Annotated in this window: 20 protein-coding genes and 3 pseudogenes; 9 read left to right on the top strand and 14 right to left on the bottom strand. The window is 74.1% G+C overall.

Features of this window, described 5'->3' with window-relative positions:
- The first annotated feature begins 28 nt into the window (after window positions 1–28).
- Window positions 29–502, top strand: coding sequence for a hypothetical protein (locus tag BJF81_RS02355; protein WP_075956998.1), 474 nt, complete (start codon window positions 29–31; stop codon window positions 500–502).
- Entirely contained in the window at window positions 499–822 is a 324-nt protein-coding gene (locus tag BJF81_RS02350; RefSeq protein WP_075956997.1) for a hypothetical protein, read from the top strand. Before BJF81_RS02355 ends, BJF81_RS02350 begins: the two co-directional genes overlap by 4 nt.
- On the opposite strand, the gene BJF81_RS02345 is transcribed toward BJF81_RS02350, so the two are convergent.
- The 5 genes and pseudogenes from BJF81_RS02345 to BJF81_RS02325 all read right to left on the bottom strand — a co-directional run bounded on the left by BJF81_RS02345 (window position 779) and on the right by BJF81_RS02325 (window position 7,508).
- Window positions 779–2,053: a YjiH family protein gene (locus tag BJF81_RS02345; protein ID WP_075956996.1), complete on the bottom strand. Its 1,275-nt coding sequence runs from the start codon at window positions 2,051–2,053 to the stop codon at window positions 779–781. The genes BJF81_RS02350 and BJF81_RS02345 overlap by 44 nt on opposite strands.
- A gap of 101 nt (window positions 2,054–2,154) precedes the next feature.
- The gene (gene hutU / locus BJF81_RS02340; RefSeq protein ID WP_075956995.1) at window positions 2,155–3,819 is read right to left on the bottom strand and encodes a urocanate hydratase; all 1,665 of its coding nucleotides are present in this window, start codon (window positions 3,817–3,819) and stop codon (window positions 2,155–2,157) included.
- A gap of 195 nt (window positions 3,820–4,014) precedes the next feature.
- The gene (locus BJF81_RS02335; protein WP_075956994.1) at window positions 4,015–4,677 is read right to left on the bottom strand and encodes a hypothetical protein; all 663 of its coding nucleotides are present in this window, start codon (window positions 4,675–4,677) and stop codon (window positions 4,015–4,017) included.
- 517 nt (window positions 4,678–5,194) lie between these two features.
- A pseudogene (gene hutH / locus BJF81_RS02330) lies at window positions 5,195–6,810 on the bottom strand (histidine ammonia-lyase).
- Window positions 6,811–6,941: 131 nt separating this feature from the next.
- Window positions 6,942–7,508: an ASCH domain-containing protein gene (locus tag BJF81_RS02325; RefSeq protein WP_075957020.1), complete on the bottom strand. Its 567-nt coding sequence runs from the start codon at window positions 7,506–7,508 to the stop codon at window positions 6,942–6,944.
- 107 nt (window positions 7,509–7,615) lie between these two features.
- Here BJF81_RS02325 and BJF81_RS02320 point away from each other — a divergent pair.
- The 3 genes and pseudogenes from BJF81_RS02320 to BJF81_RS02310 all read left to right on the top strand — a co-directional run bounded on the left by BJF81_RS02320 (window position 7,616) and on the right by BJF81_RS02310 (window position 10,788).
- Window positions 7,616–8,379, top strand: a pseudogene (locus BJF81_RS02320) (IclR family transcriptional regulator).
- Between the two features lie 9 nt (window positions 8,380–8,388).
- Window positions 8,389–9,750 carry a NupC/NupG family nucleoside CNT transporter gene (locus BJF81_RS02315; protein WP_075956993.1) on the top strand — a complete coding sequence of 454 codons (1,362 nt, stop codon included), beginning with the start codon at window positions 8,389–8,391 and terminating at the stop codon, window positions 9,748–9,750.
- Between the two features lie 45 nt (window positions 9,751–9,795).
- A complete protein-coding gene (locus BJF81_RS02310; RefSeq protein WP_075957019.1) occupies window positions 9,796–10,788 on the top strand; it encodes an NAD(P)H-quinone oxidoreductase in 993 nt (330 codons plus the stop codon).
- 7 nt (window positions 10,789–10,795) lie between these two features.
- Here the strand turns inward: BJF81_RS02310 and BJF81_RS02305 are convergent, their stop codons facing one another.
- Window positions 10,796–11,302, bottom strand: coding sequence for an NUDIX domain-containing protein (locus BJF81_RS02305; protein ID WP_083663930.1), 507 nt, complete (start codon window positions 11,300–11,302; stop codon window positions 10,796–10,798).
- Window positions 11,303–11,359: 57 nt separating this feature from the next.
- The gene (locus BJF81_RS02300) at window positions 11,360–13,048 is read right to left on the bottom strand and encodes an FAD-binding dehydrogenase (RefSeq protein ID WP_075956991.1); all 1,689 of its coding nucleotides are present in this window, start codon (window positions 13,046–13,048) and stop codon (window positions 11,360–11,362) included.
- Window positions 13,049–13,132: 84 nt separating this feature from the next.
- Here BJF81_RS02300 and BJF81_RS02295 point away from each other — a divergent pair, with 84 nt between their 5' ends.
- Entirely contained in the window at window positions 13,133–14,890 is a 1,758-nt protein-coding gene (locus BJF81_RS02295) for a metallophosphoesterase family protein (protein ID WP_075956990.1), read from the top strand.
- Between the two features lie 3 nt (window positions 14,891–14,893).
- Here BJF81_RS02295 and BJF81_RS20710 read toward each other — a convergent pair whose 3' ends face one another.
- The 3 genes and pseudogenes from BJF81_RS20710 to BJF81_RS02285 form a co-directional block, all read right to left on the bottom strand.
- On the bottom strand, window positions 14,894–15,067 hold the full coding sequence (locus tag BJF81_RS20710) for a hypothetical protein (protein ID WP_187345489.1): 174 nt from the start codon (window positions 15,065–15,067) through the stop codon (window positions 14,894–14,896).
- 140 nt (window positions 15,068–15,207) lie between these two features.
- A pseudogene (locus BJF81_RS21305) lies at window positions 15,208–15,477 on the bottom strand (2'-5' RNA ligase family protein); the annotation flags it as partial.
- An 89-nt stretch (window positions 15,478–15,566) separates the two neighbouring features.
- A complete protein-coding gene (locus BJF81_RS02285; RefSeq protein ID WP_083663928.1) occupies window positions 15,567–16,442 on the bottom strand; it encodes a DsbA family protein in 876 nt (291 codons plus the stop codon).
- Between the two features lie 95 nt (window positions 16,443–16,537).
- Between BJF81_RS02285 and arcC the strand changes: the two genes are divergently transcribed.
- Window positions 16,538–17,455 carry a carbamate kinase gene (gene arcC, locus BJF81_RS02280; protein WP_075956989.1) on the top strand — a complete coding sequence of 306 codons (918 nt, stop codon included), beginning with the start codon at window positions 16,538–16,540 and terminating at the stop codon, window positions 17,453–17,455.
- A 21-nt stretch (window positions 17,456–17,476) separates the two neighbouring features.
- Here the strand turns inward: arcC and BJF81_RS02275 are convergent, their stop codons facing one another.
- From BJF81_RS02275 to BJF81_RS02265, 3 genes are read right to left on the bottom strand one after another with little or no spacing between them, the layout of a single operon-like run.
- Entirely contained in the window at window positions 17,477–17,794 is a 318-nt protein-coding gene (locus BJF81_RS02275; protein ID WP_075957017.1) for a YciI family protein, read from the bottom strand.
- A gap of 22 nt (window positions 17,795–17,816) precedes the next feature.
- Complete coding sequence (locus BJF81_RS02270; protein ID WP_075956988.1) at window positions 17,817–18,950, bottom strand: trans-sulfuration enzyme family protein; 1,134 nt, start codon at window positions 18,948–18,950, stop codon at window positions 17,817–17,819.
- Window positions 18,947–19,495 (bottom strand): CGNR zinc finger domain-containing protein, encoded by a 549-nt coding sequence (locus BJF81_RS02265; protein WP_075956987.1) that lies wholly within the window; start codon window positions 19,493–19,495, stop codon window positions 18,947–18,949. Before BJF81_RS02265 ends, BJF81_RS02270 begins: the two co-directional genes overlap by 4 nt.
- A gap of 83 nt (window positions 19,496–19,578) precedes the next feature.
- Between BJF81_RS02265 and BJF81_RS02260 the strand changes: the two genes are divergently transcribed.
- Window positions 19,579–20,610 (top strand): EamA family transporter, encoded by a 1,032-nt coding sequence (locus tag BJF81_RS02260; protein ID WP_083663927.1) that lies wholly within the window; start codon window positions 19,579–19,581, stop codon window positions 20,608–20,610.
- A 200-nt stretch (window positions 20,611–20,810) separates the two neighbouring features.
- On the opposite strand, the gene BJF81_RS02255 is transcribed toward BJF81_RS02260, so the two are convergent.
- A complete protein-coding gene (locus tag BJF81_RS02255; RefSeq protein ID WP_075956986.1) occupies window positions 20,811–22,343 on the bottom strand; it encodes a S10 family peptidase in 1,533 nt (510 codons plus the stop codon).
- On the opposite strand from BJF81_RS02255, the gene BJF81_RS20705 reads away from it, so the two are divergent.
- Window positions 22,342–22,530 carry a hypothetical protein gene (locus BJF81_RS20705; protein WP_342447045.1) on the top strand — a complete coding sequence of 63 codons (189 nt, stop codon included), beginning with the start codon at window positions 22,342–22,344 and terminating at the stop codon, window positions 22,528–22,530. The genes BJF81_RS02255 and BJF81_RS20705 overlap by 2 nt on opposite strands.
- The last annotated feature ends 7 nt before the right edge of the window (window positions 22,531–22,537 follow it).

The raw sequence follows: 22,537 nt of genomic DNA, 5'->3' as shown, positions 1-22,537 counted from the left end.
GGGCGGGCGGGGGCGCTAAGGTCCGGGGATGAGCACGGTGTCGGGCACCACCGACGACGTCGTCGTCGCCGAGCCACGGGTGTCCACGGCGTGGACGGTCGCCCGGTGGTTCACGCTGGCCGCCTTCGTCGTGACCGTGGTCGCCCTCGTGCTGACGGGCACCCGGGAGGCCTCGTACGCGGACCTGCAGCGGAGCCTGGAGAGCGGCAGCGTCACCCACGTCCGCGTGGAGGGGGGCCTGGAGCAGTTCCCCGGTGCGGGCGACCAGGTCCAGGGGGTCACCACGGTCCGGCTGGTGTGGGAGCAGGGGTGGGAGACCCGGGCCGCCACCGTCCGGCAGGCCAGCTCGCAGTCGGAGCTGGATGCACAGGCCACCGGCGTCCCGCACAGCGGTGCCGTGGTCGGCCCCGTCGCCGACGAGCTGGCCCGCCACTTCCCCGACGTGGAGGTCACCTACGCGACCCGGACCGGGCCTGGACGTCGTGGGGCCCGTGGCGCATGAGCTCGGGCACGGTGGCCGTGCTGCCCGCCGTCGTCGGCGTGCTGTGGCTGCTCGTCCTGGCCGCGGGGCCGGAACCTCGCCACGCCACGCGGTTCGCCTGGTTCTGGCTCGCGCTCAGCCCGTTGGTGCTCCTGGCGGTCCCGGCCTACCTCGTGCTCGGCGCGCGCGGCGCCCAGGAGGGTCGACGCCGCCTCACCGGTGGCTGGGCCTTCCTCCTGACGCTCGTGCTGAACGGGGCGCAGGAGGCTGAGGGTCGAGACCTCGCCCCCCTGCAGCTCAGAAGAGCAGCAGCGCCAACGGGATCGTCAGGACGAGGCTGATCGCCACCCGTAGGAACCAGACGACGAGCAGCCGCGGGATCGACACCGGGATCTGGGTCCCGACCAGGCTGGGCACCATCGCCGAGAAGAAGATGATCTGGCTGACGCTGACCACCGCCACGACGAACTTCACCGACATCGCCGACTCCGTCACCAGCGCCGCCGGCAGGAACATCTCCGAGACGCCGAGCGCGGCCGCCTTGGCCACGAGCATCGGCTCGGGGATCTGCAGGGCCCAGGTGATCGGGTAGAAGAGGTAGCCCAGCCAGTCGAAGACCGGGGTGAACTCCGCGAGCACCAGCCCGAGCAGCCCGATCGACAGGATCGAGGGCAGGATCGCCATCGCCATGACGAAGCCGTCCTTGAGGTTGGTCAGGATCGTCCGGCCCACCCCGGGGTCGGCGGCCACGGTGGCGCGCGCCTCGCGCCAGGCGGCCGCGAACCGGTTGCCGGTGTGGTCCTGCTCCGGCCGCGGGTCGACCCCGGGGGCGTAGTCCTCCGGCTCCCGGGACAGCGGCGGGATCCGCACGGTGACCGCCGTGACGAGGAAGGTGATGAGCAGGGTCGACCAGAAGTAGAGCGTCCAGTGCTCCATGAGGTCCAGGGCGTTGGCCACGACGATCATGAAGGTCGCCGACACCGTGGAGAACCCGGTCGCGATGATCATCGCCTCGCGGCGGTGGTACTTACCCTCCAGGTAGACCCGGTTGGTGATGAGCAGCGCCAGGCTGTAGGAGCCGACGAAGCTGGCGACCGCGTCGATGGCCGACCGCCCGGGCGTACGGAACACCGGCCGCATGAAGGGCCGCACGAGCACCCCGATGAACTCCATCAGGCCGTAGCCCACGAGCATCGCGAGGAAGACCGCGCCGATCGGCACGAGCAGCCCGACCGGGATGACCAGGGCGTTGAGGAGGAACGGCCCCATGCCCTCGGCGAACAGCCACGCCGGGCCGATGCCGAAGACCAGCATGACCCCCACGACCAGTCCCACCACGCGGGCGAGGGAGAACACCAGCGTGGTCGTGTCGCGCCGCCAGGTGCGGGTGAGGAAGGGGTATGCCGCGCCCGCCGCGATGAGGGCGAGCGCGTAGTAGGGCAGCACGGCCGGGACGTTGGTGCGCAGCCAGGACACGATGTGGTCCAGGGGGATGGTGGATCGCTCCCCGATCGTGACCGGCACGAAGAACATGAGGATGCCGATCGCCGAGAGGACGAAGAACTTCCACATGGGTGCCCTGTCCGGGTCGACCGTGCCCGATCCCCCGGCCGCCCCACCGGCTGCCCCGGAGGGGTTCGGTCCCGGTCCTGCCCCTGGGGCTGCTGCGGTGCTCACCGGTCACCGCCCTCGCGCATCGGCACCCGCACGCCACGCTCCTGCGCGACCTGCTCAGCCTCGGCATACCCCGCGTCCACGTGGCGGATGACGCCCATGCCGGGGTCGTTGGTGAGCACCCGCTCCAGCTTCTGCCGGGCCAGGTCGGTGCCGTCGGCGACGGAGACCTGGCCGGCGTGCATGGAGCGGCCGATGCCGACGCCGCCGCCGTGGTGCAGGGAGACCCAGCTCGCGCCGGAGGCGGTGTTGACGAGGGCGTTGAGCAGCGGCCAGTCGGCGATCGCGTCGGAGCCGTCGGCCATCGCCTCGGTCTCGCGGTAGGGGCTGGCCACCGACCCGGCGTCGAGGTGGTCGCGGCCGATGACGATCGGTGCGGACACCTCGCCGGAGGCGACCATCTCGTTGAACCGGACGCCGGCCTTGTCCCGCTCGCCGTAGCCCAGCCAGCAGATCCGCGCCGGCAGGCCCTCGAAGGCGACCCGCTCGCGCGCCCCGCGGATCCACCGGTGCAGGTGGTCGTTGTCGGGGAAGAGGTCCAGCACGGCCTGGTCGGTGGCGTAGACGTCCTTCTCGTCGCCGGACAGCGCGGCCCAGCGGAAGGGGCCCTTGCCCTCGCAGAACAACGGCCGGATGTAGGCCGGCACGAAGCCGGGGAAGTCGAAGGCCCGCTCGAAGCCGCCCTGCCGGGCCTCGTCGCGGATGGAGTTGCCGTAGTCGAAGACCTCGGCCCCGGCGTCCAGAAAGCCGACCATCGCCTCGACGTGGTGGGCCATCGAGGCCTGGGCCCGGTCGGTGAACTCCTCCGGCTTCTTCTCGGCGTAGTCGTGCCAGTCGCCCAGGTCGATGCCCTCGGGCAGGTAGGACAGGGGGTCGTGCGCCGAGGTCTGGTCGGTGACGACGTCGATCTCGACGCCGCGGCGCAGCAGCTCGGGGAAGACCTCGGCCGCGTTGCCGACGACCCCCACGGACACGGCCTCCTTGTCGGCCTTGGCCCGGAGGACGCGCTCGACGGCCGCGTCCAGGCTGTCGGCGACCTCGTCGAGGTAGCGGCTGCGCACCCGGCGCCGCAGCCGGGCCTCGTCCACGTCGACGATGAGGCAGGTGCCGCCGTTGAGCGTGACGGCCAGCGGCTGGGCCCCGCCCATGCCCCCGCAGCCGCCGGTCAGAGTCAGGGTCCCGGCGAGGGTGCCGCCGAACCGCTTGGCGGCGACCGCGGCGAAGGTCTCGTAGGTGCCCTGCAGGATGCCCTGGGTGCCGATGTAGATCCACGACCCGGCGGTCATCTGCCCGTACATCGTCAGGCCGAGGTGCTCCAGCCGGCGGAACTCCGGCCAGTTCGCCCAGTCGGGCACGAGGTTGGAGTTGGCGATGAGCACCCGCGGCGCCCACTCGTGGGTCTGGAAGACGCCGACCGGCCGGCCGGACTGCACGAGCATCGTCTCGTCCTGCCGCAGGTCGGTCAGCGTCCGCACCATCGCGTCGAAGCTCCTCCAGTCCCGCGCGGCCCGGCCGGTGCCGCCGTAGACGACGAGGTCGTCGGGCCGCTCGGCCACCTCCGGGTCGAGGTTGTTCATCAGCATCCGCAGGGGGGCCTCGGTGGCCCAGCTGCGCGCGGTGAGCTGGGTGCCGCGGGGGGCGCGGACGGGACGGGCACCTTCCATGGTGGTCTCCTTCGACTTCGGTATGCCGTGGGGCCGGCCGCGCGTCGCGGTCGGGTGTCCGAGGACGTCCGTCCCATCAGACCGTCGGCGACGGTCCCCTGCCAAGCCTCCTCGCGCCGCATACGTCTCGCATCCCAGACGTGGTCACAAGACGACCGTTCGTGGTTGCCATGACGACCACGAACGGTCGCCGTGTCAGGGGGCACCGACCGCACAACCGGGCCCGCACGGCCGAGGGGGTCCGACCCAGCCACGGTGCCGCAGCGCGAGCGCCAGGTCGCGGGCCACCTCGCAGGGCGAGGTCACCATCTCCACGGGAGCGACCCGGAGCGTCACCTCACCCCTGCCGACCGCGCGGCGGTCACGTCGGCGATCCAGGTGGAACCGTTCCCCCGCGTGCCACAGACGCCCGTCGATCTCGACGTTGGTCCCGAACTCGCGGTTCTTCAGGTCGGTCCGCGATCCGTCGTCCTCGACGACCTGCCGCTCGAAGGCCGGCAGTCCGTGGGGCCGTCGGACCGTGGTCTCGAAGGTCGTCTCCGGCAGGCTCTCCGCGCCGTTCCCCACCTCGGCGAACGCCAGCCGCAGCTCCCGCCGGTGCTGGTGCCGTCGTCGACCGTCGAGCTCGCGACGCAACGCCGCGGCGTCGACCGCCCGTTCCTGGCACGCCCGGGCCGCGAGCGCCACCGCGTCGTCGACTGAGCACCCTGGCCGGTCGGCCATGTCCAGGACGGTCACCGGGAGGCGGGTCACGGGCAGTCCGTCGACGGTGACCGGCTCCAGCCGGCGACGGCGCACGACGACGAGGCCGTCGGCGGGTTCGGGATGCCTGTCCGTGGGCACCCCCACGGTGACCACGGCCGGTGGCGTCCGTTCCAGACGCCACAGGTAGCAGGCGGCCGAGAGGATGAGGACGCTGCCCCTGCCGCAGCGCAGCAGAGCGGCCCGCGCCCTGGAGGGCCAGTCGACGGTGCCGTTGTTCGTCAGGTAGACACCGGGGTGGATCGCCCGCCAACGGCCACGCTGCAGCCGCCACCGGACCTGGCCGGGCGGGAGACCGGCCTCGAGCGCTGCGCACGACTCACCACTCCCTGCTGCCGACGGGCCACACGGTCCAGGTCCATGCCGGGATGCTCGCGTACCCCCGCCGGCCGCGGCTGTCGTCGTCCACAGGCCGAGGGGGCTTCCGGGCCACCGCGACGATGCCGGGCCCGTCCGCCGTGAAGGGACTGCTCGGGAGACAGGCCCTAGGACGACCGATCGTGGTCGTCAGGGCAACCACGATCGGTCGTCCTGTGGTTCAGCGATGGTGGCTGGGGTCCTACGGGGGTGCCCCGAGCTCAGCGCCGGGCGCCGGAGATGGACGGCCCCGACCTCAGCGCAGGGGGCCGGTGTGCTGCTCGGCGGCGGCGCGGACCCGGCCGTCCAGGACCAGGTCGACGGCGGCCTGGATCTCCGGGGAGAGGTGCCGGTCCGGCCCCGGGCCCTCCACCCCGGCCTCCCGCAGCAGCGCGACGACGGCACCGGTCGCCGGGGCGGGGGTCAGCGGGGCGCGCAGGTCCAGGGCGCGGGCCGCGGTGAGCACCTCGACGGCCAGCACGCGAGCCAGCCCGTCGACGGCGCGGCGCAGCTTGCGGGCGGCTCCCCACCCCATGCTCACGTGGTCCTCCTGCATGGCCGAGGAGGGGATGGAGTCCACGCTGGCCGGGGTCGCCAGCCGCTTGAGCTCGGAGACGATCGCGGCCTGGGTGTACTGCGCGATCATGTGCCCGCTGTCGGTGCCCGGGTCGTCGGCCAGGAACGGCGGCAGCCCGTGGTTGCGGGCGACGTCGAGGAAGCGGTCGGTCCGGCGCTCGCTGATGCTGGCCACGTCCGCCACGACGACCGCCAGGAAGTCGAGCACGTGCGCGACGGGGGCGCCGTGGAAGTTGCCGTTGGACTCCACCCGGCCGTCGAGCGTGACGACCGGGTTGTCGACGGCGGCGGCGAGCTCGCGGGAGCGACCAGCGCGGCGTGGTCGCAGGTGTCCCGCGCCGACCCGTGGACCTGGGGCGAGCAGCGCAGCGAGTAGGCGTCCTGCACCCGGGTGCAGGCCTCGGTGCGGTGGCTCTCCCGGATCCGGCTGCCGGCCATGAGCGCCCGCAGGTTGGCGGCCGAGGCGCCCTGCCCGGGGTGCGGCCGCAGCGCCTGGAGGTCCTCGGCGAAGACGTCGTCGGTGCCGAGCTGGCCCTCCACGCTCATCGCCGCGGCCACGTCGGCGGTCGCCAGCAGCGTGCCCAGGTCGTGCAGGCCCAGGACGAGCATGCCCAGCATCCCGTCGGTGCCGTTGATGAGCGCCAGGCCCTCCTTCTCGGCGAGCTCGACGGGCCGCAGGCCGGCGTCGGTGAGCGCCTCCGCGGCCGGGACCGGCTCCCCCAGGTGGTCCGGCGGCCAGCGGTCGGGGTCCCGGTCGGCCGGTCGCGGCCGTCCGACGCGCACCATCCCCTCGCCCATGACCGCGAGCGCGCAGTGGGCCAGCGGGGCCAGGTCGCCGGAGCAGCCGAGCGAGCCGTACTCGTGGACCACCGGGGTGATCCCCGCGTTGAGCAGGTCGGCGTAGGCCTGCGCGGTCTCCACCCGGACGCCGGTGCGGCCGGTCGCCAGGGTGGACAGGCGCAGCAGCATGAGGGCCCGGACGACCTCGCGCTCGACCTCCGGGCCGGAGCCGGCGGCGTGGCTGCGGACGAGGCTGCGCTGCAGCCGGGCCCGCTTCTCCGGCGGGATGCTGGTGGTGGCCAGGGCGCCGAACCCGGTGGAGATGCCGTAGTGCGGCTCGTCGTCGTCGGCCAGGTCGTCGATGATCCGGCGGGTCGCGGCGATCCCCTCCAGCGCCGCCTCGGACAGCCGGACCCCCGCCCCGTGGCGGGCGACGGCCACGACCTCCTCGGGGCTCAGCGGACCGACGTCGACGACGACCTCGGTGGGCAGGTCGGGCGCGGGTAGACGGCTCATGGCCCCATTCCACCGTGCGACCGGCACGGAGGACAGCGACCACGCACGGTCGGCGTCTCGGATGCGAGACGGGACGCACGACCACCTCGAGCCGTCCCCAGGACAGCCGTGGCGACGGAGGCGGCCCGTGGCTACAGCAGCCCGGCCCTCCGGGCCGCCCGGCGGGCGCGGGCCGGCACCACGACGACGAACCGCTCGAGGACGACCCTCGTGTCCTCGTCGACCCGCTGGCCGGCGGGCGCGTGCTCCTCGAAGAACCGGCGGTGCTCGGCCCGCCACCCTTCCAGCGACCCCTCCCCCTCGTGCCGGGCGTGCTCCTCGTCGACGTCGCCGAACCGGACCACCTCGACGTGGGTCGTCCGCAGCAGCGCGCGCGGCCGGCCGGCCCCGTCCAGCACGATCGACAGGGACCCCGGCTCGGGCACCTCCACGTCGACCTGGGTGCGGACCAGGGTGTCGCCCCCGTCGTCCCCCTGGGCACCGGGCTCGTACTCCCACAGCGCCGAGGCCGTCGCGGTCTTGCGCCCCTCGAGCACCAGGGCCAGCAGCCGGTCGGCCTCCTCCGGCGTGGAGCCGAACGACCACGCCGGCGGCGGCAGCATGTCCGCGGCGGTGGCGCCGATGTAGGACTCCGCAGGGTTGAGGCCGCCGCGCACCCGCGCGTCGGCCCAGAAGGCCTTGATCTCGGCGTCGTCCATGGCGCCCACCGTACGGCCCGCCGCGACCGCCGCCGCCATCCGCAGGCAACACCTGCGCCACCGCCCACGCCCACGCCCAACCCCCGCGCCCACGCCATACTGGCGCGGTGGCCAACGCACCCGCCGCCGGGCACGCGCTCGACGTGCTGACCTTCCTGGCCCGGCACGCGACCCCCCAGCCGGCGGCGGCGGTCGCCCGGGAGCTCGGCCTGCCCCGCTCCTCCACCTACCACCTGCTGGCCGCCCTCGTGGAGCGCGGCTTCGTCGTGCACCTGCCCGAGGAGCGGCGCTACGGGCTGGGCGTCGCCGCGTTCGAGCTGGGGTCGGCCTACACCCGGCACGCGCCGCTGCAGCGCCTGGCGCGCCCGGTGCTCACCCGCCTGGCCGACGCGACCGGCCACAACGCGCACCTGGGGGTGCTGCACGGGCGGGACGTGGTCTACGTCGTCGAGGAGCGGGTCGCCGGCCGCCCGTCGCTGGTCTCCGACGTCGCGTCCGGCTGCCCGCCTCGCTCACCGCGACCGGCCTGGCGATCCTCGCCGCGCTGCCCGCCGCCCAGGTGCGCGCGCTCTTCCCCGGGACCGACGCCTTCGTCCGGCGCACGGACGCCGGCCCGACCTCCCCCTCGACCCTGCGGCCGCTGCTGGCGCAGGCCCGGACCAGGGGGTATGCCGTGGAGGAGGGTTACGTGACGCGTGGCCTCGACTCGGTGGCGGCCCCGGTGACCGACCACACCGGCCACCCGGCCGCCGCCGTCGCCCTGACCGTGCCGACCGAGGAGCTGACCGATGAGCTCCGGGAGTCGCTGGCCGGTGCCGTGCGCCGCGCCGCCGACGAGATCTCCCGACGCTTGGGGCGCCGCAGCCGGTAACGTCCCCGCATGGACGTCCTCTGGGGTATCGGCGGCATGGCCGCCCTCGTCGCGCTCGGCCTGCTGCTCTCCTCCAACCGGCGGGCGGTCCGGTGGCGCACGGTCCTGTCGGCGCTGGGGCTGCAGGCGCTCTTCGGGGTGCTCGTCCTCTACTGGTCGGCCGGACGGGCCGTGCTGCAGGCGGTCACCGAGGCCGTGCAGGCGGTGATCAACTCGGCCAACGCGGGCATCAGCTTCCTCTTCGGCCCGGTGCTGCCCCAGGGCGAGGACGCCGGCGTCGTCTTCGCCTTCCAGGTGCTGCCGGTCATCATCTTCTTCGCCTCGCTGACCGCGGTGCTCTACCACTACAAGGTCCTGCAGTTCGTCGTGGAGAAGCTCGGCGCCGCCCTGGGCAAGGCGCTGGGCACCCGCAAGGCCGAGTCGGTCAACGCCGCAGCCAACATCTTCGTCGGGCAGACCGAGGCGCCGCTCGTCATCCGGCCCTACCTCAAGGGGCTGACCCGCTCGGGGCTGTTCGCGGTGATGGTCGGGGGCCTGTCCACGGTGGCGGGCTCGGTGCTCGTGGGCTATTCCCTGCTGGGCGCCCCGCTGGAGTACCTCATCGCCGCCTCGTTCATGGCCGCCCCCGGTGCGCTGATGATGGCCAAGCTGCTCGAGCCGGAGGACCCGGACGAGCCGCCGGAGGACGCGCCCGCGGGCTCCGCGGCCGGTGGCAGCCGGCAGGCCCGCCCCCGGATCAGGTCCCGGGACGGGGACGTCGTCACCACCCGCGGCGCGACGGCCGTCGCCCCGGAGGACACCCGGCGAAAGCAGGACGAGACCGACGAGGACGACGACCTCGACGACTCCATGGAGTACCGCAACGTCATCGACGCGGCCGCCTCCGGGGCGGCCGACGGCCTCAAGCTGGCGCTCAACATCGGCGCGATGCTGCTCGCCTTCATCTCGCTCATCGCCCTCGTCAACCTCATGCTCGGCACGGTCGGCGGCTGGTTCGGCAACCCCGAGCTGACCTTCGAGCAGATCCTGGGCTACGTCTTCGCCCCGCTCATGACGGTCATCGGCGTGCCCTGGGCCGAGGCGACCGGCGCCGGCAGCTTCGTGGGCCAGAAGGTGATCGTCAACGAGTTCGTCGCCTTCTCCAACTTCGCGCCCTCGATCGAGGAGTTCAGCCCCAAGACGGCCGCGATCATCACGTTCGCGCTGACCGGCTTCGCCAACCTCGGCTCCCTGGGCATCCTGCTCGGCGGGCTGGGCAGCCTGGTCAAGCACCGCCGGCGCGAGATCGCCACCCTGGGCCTGCGGGCGATCGCCGCCGCCACCCTGGCCAACCTCATGAGCGCGGCCATCGCCGGGATCCTCATCGGGTAGCGGCCTCCCCCCCGTCCGATAGGTAGATTGCGGCCCATGCCGCAGATGAACGCCGTCACCATCACCGGTCCCGGCGAGGCCGACGTCCTCGTCCCCGCGCAGGTCGACCGGCCGCAGCCCGGGCAGGGCGAGGTCCTCGTCGAGGTGGTCACCGCCGGGGTCAACCGGGCCGACGTCATGCAGCGCAAGGGGTTCTACCCGCCGCCGCCGGGGGCCTCCGAGCTGCCCGGGCTGGAGGTCAGCGGCCGGGTCGTCGAGCTCGGCCCCGGCTGCGAGGAGGCGGGCTGGAGCGTGGGCGACGAGGTCTGCGCGCTGCTGGCCGGAGGCGGGTATGCCGAGCACGTCGCCGTGCCCGTCGGCCAGCTGCTGCCCGTGCCGGCCGGCGTGCCGCTGGCCGACGCCGCGGCGCTGCCCGAGGTGGCCTGCACCGTGTGGAGCAACCTCGTGATGGAGGCCGGGCTGGGCGAGGGCGAGACCGTGCTGATCCACGGCGGCTCCAGCGGGATCGGCACGATGGCCATCCAGGTCGCCAAGGCCCTCGGCGCGACCGTGGCGGTCACCGCGTCGACGCAGGAGAAGCTCGCGGCCTGCCGCGAGCTGGGGGCGGACGTGCTGGTCAACTACCGCACGCAGGACTTCGTGGACGAGGTCAGGGAGGCGACCGACGGGCGGGGCGCGGACGTCATCCTCGACGTCGTGGGCGCCAAGTACCTCGAGCGCAACGTCGACCTCCTCGCCAAGGACGGGCGCCTCGTGGTCATCGGGCTGCAGGGCGGCCGGCGCGGCGAGCTGGACCTGGGGGCCCTGCTGGCCAAGCGGGCCCGCGTCATCGCGACCTCGCTGCGCTCGCGACCGGTCGAGGGCAAGGCGCAGATCGTGGCGGCCGTGCGCGAGCACGTCTGGCCGCTGGTCGAGCAGGGGCGGATCCGGACGGTCATCCAGTCCCGGCACCCCCTCGCCGAGGCCGCCCGGGCCCACGAGGAGATGGAGGCCTCGGCCCACGTCGGCAAGATCCTGCTCGAGGTCGCCCCCGGCTGAGGTGCCGTCAGCCCTCGAGGAGCCGGCCCTCCCGCCGCTCGCGGCCCTGGCCGGCGAGCAGCTCGAGGATGCCGCGGGTGTCCCGGTCGGCGTCGGTCAGCTTCTCGGGGGTGAACCACTGCGCCTTGCGGGCCTCGGTGGCCAGGGTCAGCTCGGGCCGGCGGTCCAGCCGGACCCGGAAGACGACGTCGATCCCCTGGTCGACGGCGTCGACGCGGATGAAGACAGGGTCGCCGGGGTCGATGTCCACGCCGACCTCCTCGGCCACCTCGCGCCGCACGGCGTCCTCGGGCTCCTCGCCCTTGCCGAGCAGGCCGCCCGGCAGGCTCCAGCCCTCCCGGTGCGGCTGCCACAGGAAGAGCACGTGGCCCTCGTGCTCCAGCACGCAGACCGCCCCGACGGTGTAGCTGGGCGCACCGACCCGTACGGCCGCCCGCTTCAGCGGCCCGGGCATGACCCGGAACCCGACCAGCGCCGCGGTCCCGGCCTTGCGCCGGAGCGTCCCCATGTCCATGGACGCCAGCCAACCACACCTCCGGCCGCCCGCGCCCGGACCGCCACGGCGCTGTCGTCACAGGTCGCGGGCCAGCGCCCTCCCGGCCGCCCGGCCGCTGAACAGGCAGCCGCCGAGGAAGGTGCCCTCCAGCGACCGGTAGCCGTGCACCCCGCCGCCGCCGAACCCGGCGACCTCGCCGGCGGCGTAGAGCCCGGGCACCGGGTCGCCCTGGGCGTCCAGGGCCCGCGAGTCCAGGTCGGTCTGGACGCCGCCGAGCGTCTTGCGGGTCAGCACCCGCAGCCGCAGCGCCACGAGCGGCCCGTGGTCGGGGTCGAGGAAGCGGTGCGGCGGGGCGGTGCGGACGAGCCGGTCCCCCCGCGAGCGCCGGGCGGCGCGCACGAGGGCGGTCTGCAGGTCCTTGCCGTAGTCGTTGTCCAGCTCCCGGTCGTGCGCCTCCAGCAGCGTGCGGAGCCGACCGCCGTCGACCAGCCCCTCCCCGTGCCCGTCGCCGTCCCCGACCAGCGCGTTCATCACCGCGGCCAGCTTCTCCGGGGTGTCCGCCTCGACGACGTCGGCGCCGTGGTCGACGAACGCCCGCAGCGGCCCGGGGACGTCGGTGGTGACCCGCCCCAGCACGCCCCGGACCGACCGCCCGGTCAGGTCGGGGTTCTGCTCGGACCCGGACAGGGCGTACTCCTTGCCCAGGATCGTCCGGGTGGCCACGAACCAGGAGTGGTCGTGCTCCCGCGCACCCTCGGCGGTCCGCAGGTGGGCGAGGGTGCCGAGGGTGTCGAACCCCGGGAAGTACGGCGCGGGCAGCCGTCGCCCCGACCCGTCCAGCCAGAGCGAGCTGGGCCCGGGCAGGATGCGGATGCCGTGCCCCGGCCACACGGGCGCGTGGTTGGCCAGGCCCTCGGTGTAGTGCCACATCCGGTCGCGGTTGACCAGCCTGGCCCCGGCGTCGGCGACGGGGTCGAGCATGGACCCGTCGACGTAGGCCGGGACCCCGGTGACCATGTCCTGCGGGGGCGTCCCCAGCCGGTCCGGCCAGAACCGGCGGACCAGGTCGGCGTTCGCCCCGATGCCCCCGCTGGTGACCACGACCGCCTGGGCGGACAGCTCGGCCTGCCCCACCACCTCGCGCGTGGACGGCATACCCCGCTCCACCCCGTCCTCGCGGAGCACGTCGCAGCGCACCCCGGTGACCGCCCCGTCGGTGAGCACCAGCCCGGTGACCCGGTGCCGTCCGTGCAGGGTGACCAGGCCCGCCTCGACGCCGGCCCGCACCTGGCGCTCGAAGGGCTCGACGATCGCCGGGCCCGTGCCCCAGACGATGTGGAACCGCGGCACCGAGTTGCCGTGGCCGGTCGCGGTGCCGTCGCCACGCTCGGCCCAGCCGACGACCGGGAAGAACCGGACCCCCCGCTCGCGCAGCCAGGCCCGCTTCTCCCCGGAGGCCCAGTCGACGTAGGCGCGGGCCCAGCGCTGCCCCCAGCCGTCCTCGCCGCCGGGCCCGAGCCGGTCGAACCCTGCCGTCCCCGTCCAGTCCTGCCAGGCCAGGTCGCGGGTGTCGGCGATGCCCATGCGCCGCTGCTCGGGGGTGTCGACGAGGAACAGCCCGCCGAAGCTCCACCAGGCCTGGCCGCCGAGGTGCCGGGTCGACTCCTGGTCCACCAGCGCGACCCTCCTCCCGGCGGCGACCAGCTCGGCGGTGGCGACCAGGCCGGCCAGCCCGGCCCCCACCACGACGACGTCGGCGTCCATGCGTCCTCCTCGACGGTCCGGCGAGCCCCCAAGGGCGCGCGCCCCCACGGTACCCATCGACCCACGGCTACGCTGACCCGTGCGATGAGCACCCGTGAGCGCATCACCCGTGGCATGGCCGCCGGTCTGTGGCGAGCCCTGGTCGTCATGCTGCTCACGCTCATGGCCGTCGTCGGCGGGGTCGCCACCACCCAGCTGTGGCCGGTGCACGTGGAGACGGAGTACTTCACCGCCGACGTGTCCGTCGAGCCCCGGCTGGACTCGACCATCCAGGTGCCCACCGTCGTCGGCGACGTGGTGATGAGCTTCGACGGACCGCTGCCGGCGCCCGGGCTCACCGGGCAGGTGCAGGTGCGCGACCGGGTCACCGACCTCATCCGCTCCGGCCGGCTGACCACCGAGAACCTCCAGCCCAGCCAGGAGGAGCTGCGCACGGCCATCGACACCGGCGTGCGGGAGGTCGCCTGGAAGTTCGCGGCCGGCGCCCTGGTCACCTCGCTGCTGGTGCTGCTCACGTATGCCGTGTCCCGCCCGCGCCACGCCGGTCACGTCGTCGCCGCCGCGGCGGGGGCCACCGCGCTGGCGCTGGCGCTGCCCGGCGCGTCCGCCTACCTGACCTACCGGACCGGGAAGGTCGCCGAGTTCCGGACCACCTCGGTCCTCTCCCTCGTGCAGACCAACGCCGGCATCCTCGACTCGCTCTCCAGCAAGGCCGACCAGGGCGCGGTCTACGTGACCAACCTGCTGGCGCTCTCGGACGCCCTGCGGCAGGAGTTCACCCCCGAGACGGTCGACCGGCCGGCCGCCGCCCGGTTCCTGCTGGTCAGCGACATCCACGGGATGGACCAGTACCCGCTGCTGCGGCAGATCGTGGCCACCGAGCGGATCGACGCGGTGATCGACACCGGCGACCTGGTCAACTTCGGCCAGGCGCGGGAGGGGGAGCTGACCGGGATCTACGAGGGCATCGAGTCGCTGGGCGTGCCCTACATCTTCGTCCGGGGCAACCACGACGCCGTGTCCGCCACCGACGAGGGGCTCCTGCGCCGGATGGCGCAGGTGCCCAACGTGGTGCTGCTGGAGCCCACGGACGGGGAGTACGTCCGGACCGACGTCCACGGCGTCTCGGTGTCGGGCTTCAACGACGTGCGCTTCTTCAACCAGCGGTCGGACGACTTCGCCGGGGAGCAGGCCGAGGCGGCGCAACAGTTCCGGGAGGCCACCGACGGGCTGGCGCCGACCGACCTCGTCGTCACCCACCAGCCCTACGCCGCGCAGCGGGTGGACGCCGGCGCGCTGACGCTCAACGGGCACATGCACGTCCCCGCGATCGACGGGCAGCACCTGCAGGTCGGGTCGCTGACCGGTGGCGGGCTGGTCAACCAGTTCCGGCTGCCGCCGCTGACCGAGCAGGCCCAGGAGGCCGCCGAGGAGGACCCGGAGACCGCCGGCGAGCTGCTGAGCCAGCCCTACAGCTTCGACATCCTCACCGTCGGGCAGGACTGCTCGGTGGTGAGCCTGGCGCGCTACAGCTACCGCAACCTGGTGTCCGGGCGGCCGCAGTTCGACGACGTGCGGCTCCTCAACGGGCGGACGCTGCAGCCGGACCCGCCGCAGGGGCGTTCCTGCGGGCCGGAGCTGGGCGTCGTGACCGGGCCGGTGGACGAGTTCGTCCCGGCCGAGGTCGAGCCGGTGGAGGTGACGGAGCCAGGGGACGACGACGCCGTCACGGCCGGTCCGGACGGGGTGGCGGTCACGGCTGGTCCGGACGGGGCGGGCGTCACGACCGGGCCGGACGACGACGCCACCACGAGCGAGCCCGAGGACGCGACGGCGCCGTAGCCGTCAGGCGCGGTCCTTCCCGAGCGGCCAGCGGTGCCGCACCTCGTGCCGCGGCGTCCTGTTCGGCCCCTCCCCGAGCCAGGAGGCGACCAGGACGAGCTCGTCGACGCTCCACGCCGGGGTCCGCAGCGTGTCCAGGGCCTGCAGCAGGTGGCCGGCCGCGTGCCGGCCGCCCACCGACCGGGCGAGCGTGACGTGCGGCGTGAACCGGGTGCCCTCGACGCGGGCGCGGCCCGGGAGAGGACCCTGCGGGTGCCGGCAGCCCAGTCGGCCAGGGTGCCCGGACGCTCCTCGTCGACCCCGGCCCACAGCACGCGGGCGGCACCCGGGTCGGGAAAGGCTCCGGCCCCGGAGAGGCGCACCTCGAGCGGCTGCTGCCGGGCGGCGAACTCCTCGCCCGCGGCGATCAGCTCCTCCTCCCGCCACGCGTCGAGGTCGGGCACGAACGCCAGGGTGAGGTGGAGGTGCTCGGCCCGGGTCCAGCGCCAGCGCCCCTCCGCCGCGAGCGCGTCGCGACGGGGCTGGAGGAACTCCTCGACGGCCTCGACGACCGGGGCGGGCGGGACGACGGCGACGAAGACACGCACCGATCCATGATGACGGACCTGGCGTCCGCGATCTCGCTCGACCGTTCGTGGCCCCCAGGAGGGCCGAAGGTCGTCACGCGAGCCCGGGCTCAGCCGTCCGCGCCGGCCTGCTCCAGCTGCTCGGCGACGACCCCGCGGAAGTGCTCGGCCGACTCGGCCCCCTGGACGACGGCGGTGTTGACGAGGAACGTCGGGGTCGAGCTGAGCCCCAGCGACCTGGCCTCGGCGGTGTCGGCGTCGACGGCCGCCGCGAGCTCGGGGTCGTCGAGCGCGGCCGTGAAGGCCTCGACGTCGGGCACGCCGACCTCCTCGGCCAACGCGATCAGGTCGTCCTGCGTCAGGGTCGCCTCCCCGCTGGTCGACCGGGCGAAGGCGGTCTCCTGGTAGGCCAGGCCGTGCTCGGCGCCCTGCTCCGCCGCGGCCCGCACGGCCACCGCCACGGCGTGCGACTCCTCGCCGAAGATGACGAAGTCGCGGAACTCGATCCGCAGCGTCCCGTCGTCGACGAGGTCCTGCAGCTGCGGCCGTGTCTCCAGCTCGAAGCGGGCGCAGTAGGGGCAGCGGTAGTCGGCGTACTCGATCATGACGACCGGCGCGTCCACGTCGCCCACGGCCAGCGGGTCGTCCGCGTCCCGCCGCTGCAGGCCCATCATCAGCTCGGCGACCTCCGGCGAGGGCCCGGTGGCTGCGGCGTCGTCCGGACCGGTGGCCGCGGCGTCGTCCGGACCGGCGGCCGGGGCGTCGTCCGCCGAGCCGTCCTGGTCGCTGGTCGTCGGCGGCGCGCTCACCGACGGGTCGCTGCCGGCGGCGTCGTCCGACCCGCCACCACCGATCGCCAGCCAGGCGATGAACGCGCTGACCAGGGCCACGACGATCACGGCGACCGCCCAGGCGATCGAGGCGGTCCGGCGGTCGCGGCCGGGGGCGCGGGAGAGATGGGCTCGCTCACCGCCCCAGCGTCGCACAGCGGCACCAGGCCACCGGCATCCGACCGGACCCCCGGCCGACCCCCACCGACCGGCACGGCGCGCCGCGGCGCGCCCCACGGCATACTCCGTGCATGAGGATCGTCGTCGCCCTCGGCGGGAACGCGCTGCTGCAACGGGGCCAGGTGCCGGACGCGGACGCGCAGGCGGAGAACATCCGCCGGGCCATGAGGGCACTGGCGCCGCTGACCGACGACCACGAGGTCGTCATCACCCACGGCAACGGCCCGCAGGTGGGCGTCCTGGCGATCGAGTCGGCCAACGACGCGCGGCTGACCCAGCCCTACCCGTTCGACGCGCTCGGGGCGATGACGCAGGGGCTGATCGGCTACTGGATCCTGCAGGCGATCGGCAACGAACGGCCCTACCGCCAGTTCGCCGCCGTGCTCAACCAGACCCTCGTCGACGCCGACGACCCGGCCTTCGCCGACCCGACCAAGTTCGTCGGCGAGGTCTACGACGAGGAGACGGCGCACGCGCTGGCGGAGAAGAACGGCTGGCAGGTCCGGCGCGACGGGGAGCACTGGCGCCGGGTCGTCCCCTCGCCGCGCCCGCGGGAGATCATCGAGACCCGGCTCATCGACCACCTGCTCGACGAGTCGATCATCGTCGTCTGCGCCGGCGGCGGGGGCGTGCCCGTGGTGCGCACGGGGACCGGCGACCTGCGCGGGGTCGAGGCGGTCATCGACAAGGACCTGTCGGCGGCCGTGCTGGCCCACCGGCTCAAGGCCGACCGCCTCGTCGTGCTCACCGACGTGCCGGCGGTGATGGAGGACTACGGCACCGACCACGCGCGGGAGGTCCGGCGGGCCACCCCCGCGCAGCTGCGGGCGATGGACCTGCCCGCGGGGTCGATGGGGCCCAAGGTGGAGGCGGTATGCCGTTTCGTCGAGGTCGGCGGTCGAGGCGTCGCCGCGGCGATCGGGAACCTCGAGGAGGCCCAGGAGCTGCTCGACGGCCGGGCCGGGACGTTCGTCACCGCCGAGGGGTAGGGCTCCTCGGGACGGGCCGGCTCAGCCCAGGTCGTCGGCCAGCGGACCGTCGAACCAGGACCCGAGCACCGGCGTCCACTCGCGCACGGCCACCTGCTCGACGAGCCCCTGCTGCTGGAAGGGGTCCTCGCGCATGAGCTCGACCAGCTCGGCGGCGCTGTCGCCGCGCACGAGGATGAGCGCGGCGTCGGCCGCCCCGTCGACCGGGGCGTAGGGGCCGGAGAGCAGCACCACCCCCTCGTCGGCCAGGGCGCCGAGGAACTCGCGGTGGGCCGAGCGGTGCTCGTCGCGTGCCGCGGCGTCGTCGGAGTAGGTGTAGTGGACGGCGAAGATGGCCATGGCCCGATCGTAGGGCCACACCTCAGCCCGGGGCCGCCTCCAGCGCCTGGTCGAGGTCGGCCCACAGGTCCTCGGGGTCCTCGACGCCGACCGAGAGCCGCAGCAGCGACTCCGGCACGCTGTCGACCTCGGCCGGGTGCCGGCGCCGCCGCTCGATCTGCGACTCGACGCCGCCGAGGCTGGTGGAGTGGGTCCACAGCCGGGTCGCCGCCGCCACCCGCTCGGCCGCCTCGGGGCCGCCGGCGACCTCGATCGAGACCATCGCCCCGAACCCGGGGTAGCGCACCGCCTCCACCACCGGGTGGTCCAGGAGCCGGTTGACGAGCAGCTCGGCCGTGGCGCCGGCCCGCTCGAGGCGCACGTGCAGCGTCCGGACGCCGCGCAGCACCAGCCAGGCCTCCATCGGGCCGGGGACCGCACCATGCAGGGAGCGGTGGGTATGCAGCCGCTCGGCCAGGTCCGCCCGTCCCGGTGCGGTCACGAGGGCGCCGAGCAGGGTGTCGGAGTGGCCGGCGAGGTACTTGGTCGCCGAGTGCATCACGACGTCGGCCCCCCAGCCCAGCGGCTGCTGGGCGACCGGAGTGGCGAAGGTGTTGTCGCACGCCACGACCGGGCGCGTGTCGCCATACCTCTGCCCGAGCCCGCGCAGCACCCCGCGCACGTCGGTGAGCTCCATCATCGGATTCGTCGGGGACTCGAGCAGGAGCAGGTCGGCCCCGTCGCAGGCCTCGACGATCCCGGTGGTGTCCTCCGCCTGGACGGTGCGGACGGTGAGCAGGCCGGCGGCGGCGCGCTCGGCCAGCTGGGCGGTCGTGCCGCTGTAGGCGTGCCGCGGGGCGACGACGACCCCGCCGACGGGGACGAGGGAGACCACCGCCGAGATCGCGGCCAGCCCGGAGGCGAAGGTCAGCGCCCGGCCGCCTTCGAGCGAGCCGAGGACCTCCTCGAGGGCCTCCCACGTCGGGTTGGACACCCGGGCGTAGTCGACCGGGCCGTCGGCGACGAACGTCGAGGTGAAGGTGACCGGGACGTTGACCGGGGCACCCGGGTCGCGCGGCGGGCGGCCGAGGGCGACGGCACGGGTCGAGGAGGCGAGCCGTCGGTGGTGGGCGTCGGGGGCGTGGCCCGGGCCGTCCGTGGGGTCGGGAGCGTTCATGCGGGGTCCTCCTGTCGGGCCTGCCGCTCACGATAGGCCGCCGCGGCCATCCGGTTGCCGCACGCCGTGCTGCAGAAGCGGCGGGACCGGTTGCGCGAGAGGTCCACGTGCACGGCCTCGCACCCCTCGGCCTCGCAGGTGCGCAGCCGGCCGAGCTCGCCGGCCCGGACGACGTCGACCATCGCCATCGCCGCCTCGACCGCCATCCGGGTGGCCAGCGGGGCGTCGTCGGGCACGGCGTGCAGGTGCCAGCCCCAGTCGTCGTGGTCGACCAGCTGCGGCAGCGCCCGCGCGTCGGCCAGCAGCCCGTTGACCAGCGGCACCAGCGCGTCCTCGTCGAGCTCCCACAGCCGGGCCAGCCGCGGCCGCAACGCCCGGACCTCGTCCAGCTCGACCCGCTCGCCGGTCAGCTCCCCCGACCACCCCTGGTCGCGTACGAACGTCTCGAGCTGCTCGTCGGTGGTCAGGGTGTCGGGCGGGCCCATCGTGTTCACCAGCGCCGCCGCGCTCTGCAGCGCGATCTCGGTGTCATGGGTGAACAGCATCTTGACTCCTGACGTTGCCCGTGCGTATCGTCATGACCATCACTCCTCGACACCCATGATGACAGACGAGAGGGGGTCACCCCGTGACCATCGACCACCGGCAGGCCGTGCCCGCCACCACCCGGACCCCTCTGCGCGTGCTCGTCCTGGGCCTGCTCGTGGCCGTGCTGTCCGCGGTGACCTTCGGCAGCTCCGGCGCCGTCGCCAAGAGCCTGCTCGTGGAGGGCTGGTCCCCCGGCGCCGCGGTGACGGCCCGCATCGTCCTGGGCGCGGTCATCCTCGCGGTCCCGGCGACGCTGTCCATGCGGGGGCACTGGCACCTGCTGCGCCGACCGGTGACCTGGGCGCACGTGACGACCTTCGGCGTCCTGGCGGTCGCCGGCGCCCAACTGTTCTACTTCCTCGCCGTCGAGCGGCTCTCCGTGGGCGTGGCGCTCATGCTGGAGTACCTCGGCCCGATCCTCGTCGTCGGCTGGCTCTGGCTGGTCCGCGGCCAGCGTCCCCGCCCGTTGACCGTCGGGGGGATCGGCGTGGCGATGCTGGGGCTCCTCCTCGTCCTCGACGTCCTCGGCGACGCGCAGCTCAGCGGGATCGGGGTCATGTGGGGCCTGTTCGCCGCGGTCGGCCTGGCCGCCTTCTTCGTCGTCGGCGCCGACGACGCCACCGGCCTGCCGCCGCTGGCGTTCGCCTGCCTGGGCCTGCTCGTCGGTGCCGCCACCCTCCTGCTCGCCGGCGCGGTCGGTCTGGTCCCGATGCGCTGGGACACCGTGGACGTCACCGTCTCGGGGTATGCCGTGGCCTGGTGGGTGCCGGTGCTGTGGCTGGGCCTGGTCGCCGCCGCGATCGCCTACCTCACCGGCGTCGTCGCGGCCCGCGCCCTGGGCGCCAAGGTCTCCTCCTTCGTCGGGCTCACCGAGGTGATGTTCGCCGTGCTCTGGGCCTGGGTCCTGCTGGCCGAGCTGCCGGCGGCCGTGCAGCTCCTCGGCGGCCTGCTCATCCTGGCCGGGGTGGTCCTGGTCAAGCTGGACGAGCGGCCGGACGACCGGGAGGGCGCCCACGAGCCGCTCGAGGTCGAGCCGATCCCGGACGTCGACGTGCCCGCTCCGCAGCTCTGACCTCCAGGCGGTCGAGGACTAGTCTGGAGGCAGCACGGTCGATGCCGAGGAGTCGGCGACGGGGCAGGAGGATGCGGTGAGCGCCTTCGTTCGCGCCCGCGCCGGGCTCCGGCTGCAGGAGGACGTGAAGGAGCTCATCGAGGAGGGCCGCCGGCCCGCCTGACCCTTCCCGAGGTCGCGGCCCTGCCGGCGCCGCGCCGTCAGCCGGTGGCGCGCCGGACGAAGTCGGTGATGCCCTCGGCCTCGGCCACCCGGGTCGCCGAGCCGACGTAGGGCATGTGCCCGGTCTCGAACCAGGCGTGCTCGATCCGGTCCAGCGCCTGCTGGGGCAGCCGCAGGTGGGCGACCGTGTCCTGGGCCGCGCCGAAGGGCGTGGCCAGGTCGTAGCAGCCGTACTCGACCCGCACGCGCAGGTGCGGGTTGGCGCGCATGACGCGCTCCAGCTTGTCGGTGACGCTGATCGGGCGGCCCTCGAACTCCTTGTAGGACCAGTGCTCGATGGCGTCGGAGAACACGGCGTAGGGCAGGTCGAGCTCGGAGCCCAGCTCGCCCCGCAGGTAGTGGTGGACCGCGGCGGCGTAGGGGCCCATGATGGCGTCGATCGAGGGGTCGGCGTCCATGTTCTCGGCGACGCCGGAGTGCAGCACCCCGGTGATCCGCCCGTCGATCCGGCCGACCGTGCGGCCCTCGTCCCGCAGCAGCTCGGTGCAGAAGCGCCAGTGCTCCGGCCGCAGGTCGCATCTCAGCAGGTAGTCCTGCGACAGGCCGGTCAGCCGGGAGAGGTCGGCGGCCAGCGAGGACCGCTCCTCCTCGGTGAGCCGGTTGCCCCGGGCCAGCGCCCAGCGGTAGTGCCCGGCGGAGAGCTCCTCGGCCTCGGCGACCACCTCGCCCAGCGACCGGTCGGGGTGCTTGCCGTGGACGTGCGCGACCGCCGCGTAGGTCGGCAGGTAGGACAGGCAGGCCTCGTCGTGGCGCAGGTAGCGGAAGTCCTGCGTGGTGAAGTCGAGCACGCTGGAGATGAGCACCAGGCCGTTGAGCTGCATCCCGAACCGGCTGAACAGGTGCTCGGCGACCGCGACGGCCCGGGTCGTGCCGTAGGACTCGCCGCAGAGGAACTTCGGGCTCATCCAGCGGTCCTCGCGGGTGCACCACAGCCGGATGAGCTCGGCGACCTGCTCCACGTCCTTGCCGAAGCCGTGGTAGTCCTTGGCCTTGCCGCCCTTGACCGCCCGCGACTGGCCGGTCGACATCGGGTCGATGAAGACCAGGTCGGTGGCGCGCAGCGGGGTCTGCGGGTTGTCGGCCAGGGCGTAGGGCGGCGGGGTCGGGGCGTCCACCTCGCCGGCGTCGACGATCCTCGGCCCGAGCACGCCCAGGTGCAGCCAGACCGAGCTCGAGCCGGGGCCGCCGTTGAAGACGAAGGTCACCGGCCGGTCGTTGCGGTCGGCGCCCTCGGGCAGGTCGAGGGTGTAGGCCGTCACCGCCAGCTCGGCGCGCGGCGTCCACCCCTGGAAGACGTCGTCCTTGACCTCCTCCTCGCGCAGCACGACCCGCCCGGTGCGCGCCGTGTAGCTCAGCTCGCCGTCGTCGGTCGTCAGCGTGTGGTGGGTCTCGACCAGCAGGTCGCGGGGCTCGGCGTCCTTCGTCTTGTCCTTCCCTGCCTCCCTGCCGGCCTCCCTGGCGGTGTCCTCGGTCTTCCCGTCGGCGGCCGGGGTCGTCGCGTCCTCGCTCATGGGCACCGACTGTATGCGGCGTGCCGACCGGGCGCGCACGGCATACCGTCGAGGGATGGAGTGGTTCGTCGCCGACGACGGATGGCTGGGGCGCGCGGTGCTCCAGCACGCGCTCGCCGCGCTCTACCTCGTCGCCTTCGTCGCCGCGGCCCGGCAGGGGCCGGCGCTGATCGGCTCGCGCGGCTGACGCCGGC

This window comes from Ornithinimicrobium sp. CNJ-824, assembly GCF_001942405.1.
GTDB classification, from domain to species: Bacteria; Actinomycetota; Actinomycetes; order Actinomycetales; family Dermatophilaceae; genus Ornithinicoccus; species Ornithinicoccus kibberensis.
The sequence above is the reverse complement of the archived record's forward strand: the minus strand, read 5'-3'. Positions and strand labels throughout refer to the sequence as shown.

What these genes read in the sequence shown, in the direction of transcription:
- BJF81_RS02350 (WP_075956997.1), top strand. Translation starts at nt 499, where the DNA reads ATGAGCTCGGGCACGGTGGCCGTGCTGCCCGCCGTCGTCGGCGTGCTG.
- BJF81_RS20705 (WP_342447045.1), top strand. Translation starts at nt 22,342, where the DNA reads ATGGGCACCGACTGTATGCGGCGTGCCGACCGGGCGCGCACGGCATAC.
- BJF81_RS02345 (WP_075956996.1), bottom strand. Translation starts at nt 2,053, where the DNA reads ATGTGGAAGTTCTTCGTCCTCTCGGCGATCGGCATCCTCATGTTCTTC.
- BJF81_RS02295 (WP_075956990.1), top strand. Translation starts at nt 13,133, where the DNA reads ATGAGCACCCGTGAGCGCATCACCCGTGGCATGGCCGCCGGTCTGTGG.
- BJF81_RS02265 (WP_075956987.1), bottom strand. Translation starts at nt 19,495, where the DNA reads ATGCTGTTCACCCATGACACCGAGATCGCGCTGCAGAGCGCGGCGGCG.
- BJF81_RS02300 (WP_075956991.1), bottom strand. Translation starts at nt 13,048, where the DNA reads ATGGACGCCGACGTCGTCGTGGTGGGGGCCGGGCTGGCCGGCCTGGTC.
- BJF81_RS02325 (WP_075957020.1), bottom strand. Translation starts at nt 7,508, where the DNA reads ATGGACGACGCCGAGATCAAGGCCTTCTGGGCCGACGCGCGGGTGCGC.
- BJF81_RS02310 (WP_075957019.1), top strand. Translation starts at nt 9,796, where the DNA reads ATGAACGCCGTCACCATCACCGGTCCCGGCGAGGCCGACGTCCTCGTC.
- hutU (WP_075956995.1), bottom strand. Translation starts at nt 3,819, where the DNA reads ATGGAAGGTGCCCGTCCCGTCCGCGCCCCCCGCGGCACCCAGCTCACC.
- arcC (WP_075956989.1), top strand. Translation starts at nt 16,538, where the DNA reads ATGAGGATCGTCGTCGCCCTCGGCGGGAACGCGCTGCTGCAACGGGGC.
- BJF81_RS02355 (WP_075956998.1), top strand. Translation starts at nt 29, where the DNA reads ATGAGCACGGTGTCGGGCACCACCGACGACGTCGTCGTCGCCGAGCCA.
- BJF81_RS02275 (WP_075957017.1), bottom strand. Translation starts at nt 17,794, where the DNA reads ATGGCCATCTTCGCCGTCCACTACACCTACTCCGACGACGCCGCGGCA.
- BJF81_RS02315 (WP_075956993.1), top strand. Translation starts at nt 8,389, where the DNA reads ATGGACGTCCTCTGGGGTATCGGCGGCATGGCCGCCCTCGTCGCGCTC.
- BJF81_RS02270 (WP_075956988.1), bottom strand. Translation starts at nt 18,950, where the DNA reads ATGAACGCTCCCGACCCCACGGACGGCCCGGGCCACGCCCCCGACGCC.
- BJF81_RS02255 (WP_075956986.1), bottom strand. Translation starts at nt 22,343, where the DNA reads ATGAGCGAGGACGCGACGACCCCGGCCGCCGACGGGAAGACCGAGGAC.
- BJF81_RS02305 (WP_083663930.1), bottom strand. Translation starts at nt 11,302, where the DNA reads ATGGACATGGGGACGCTCCGGCGCAAGGCCGGGACCGCGGCGCTGGTC.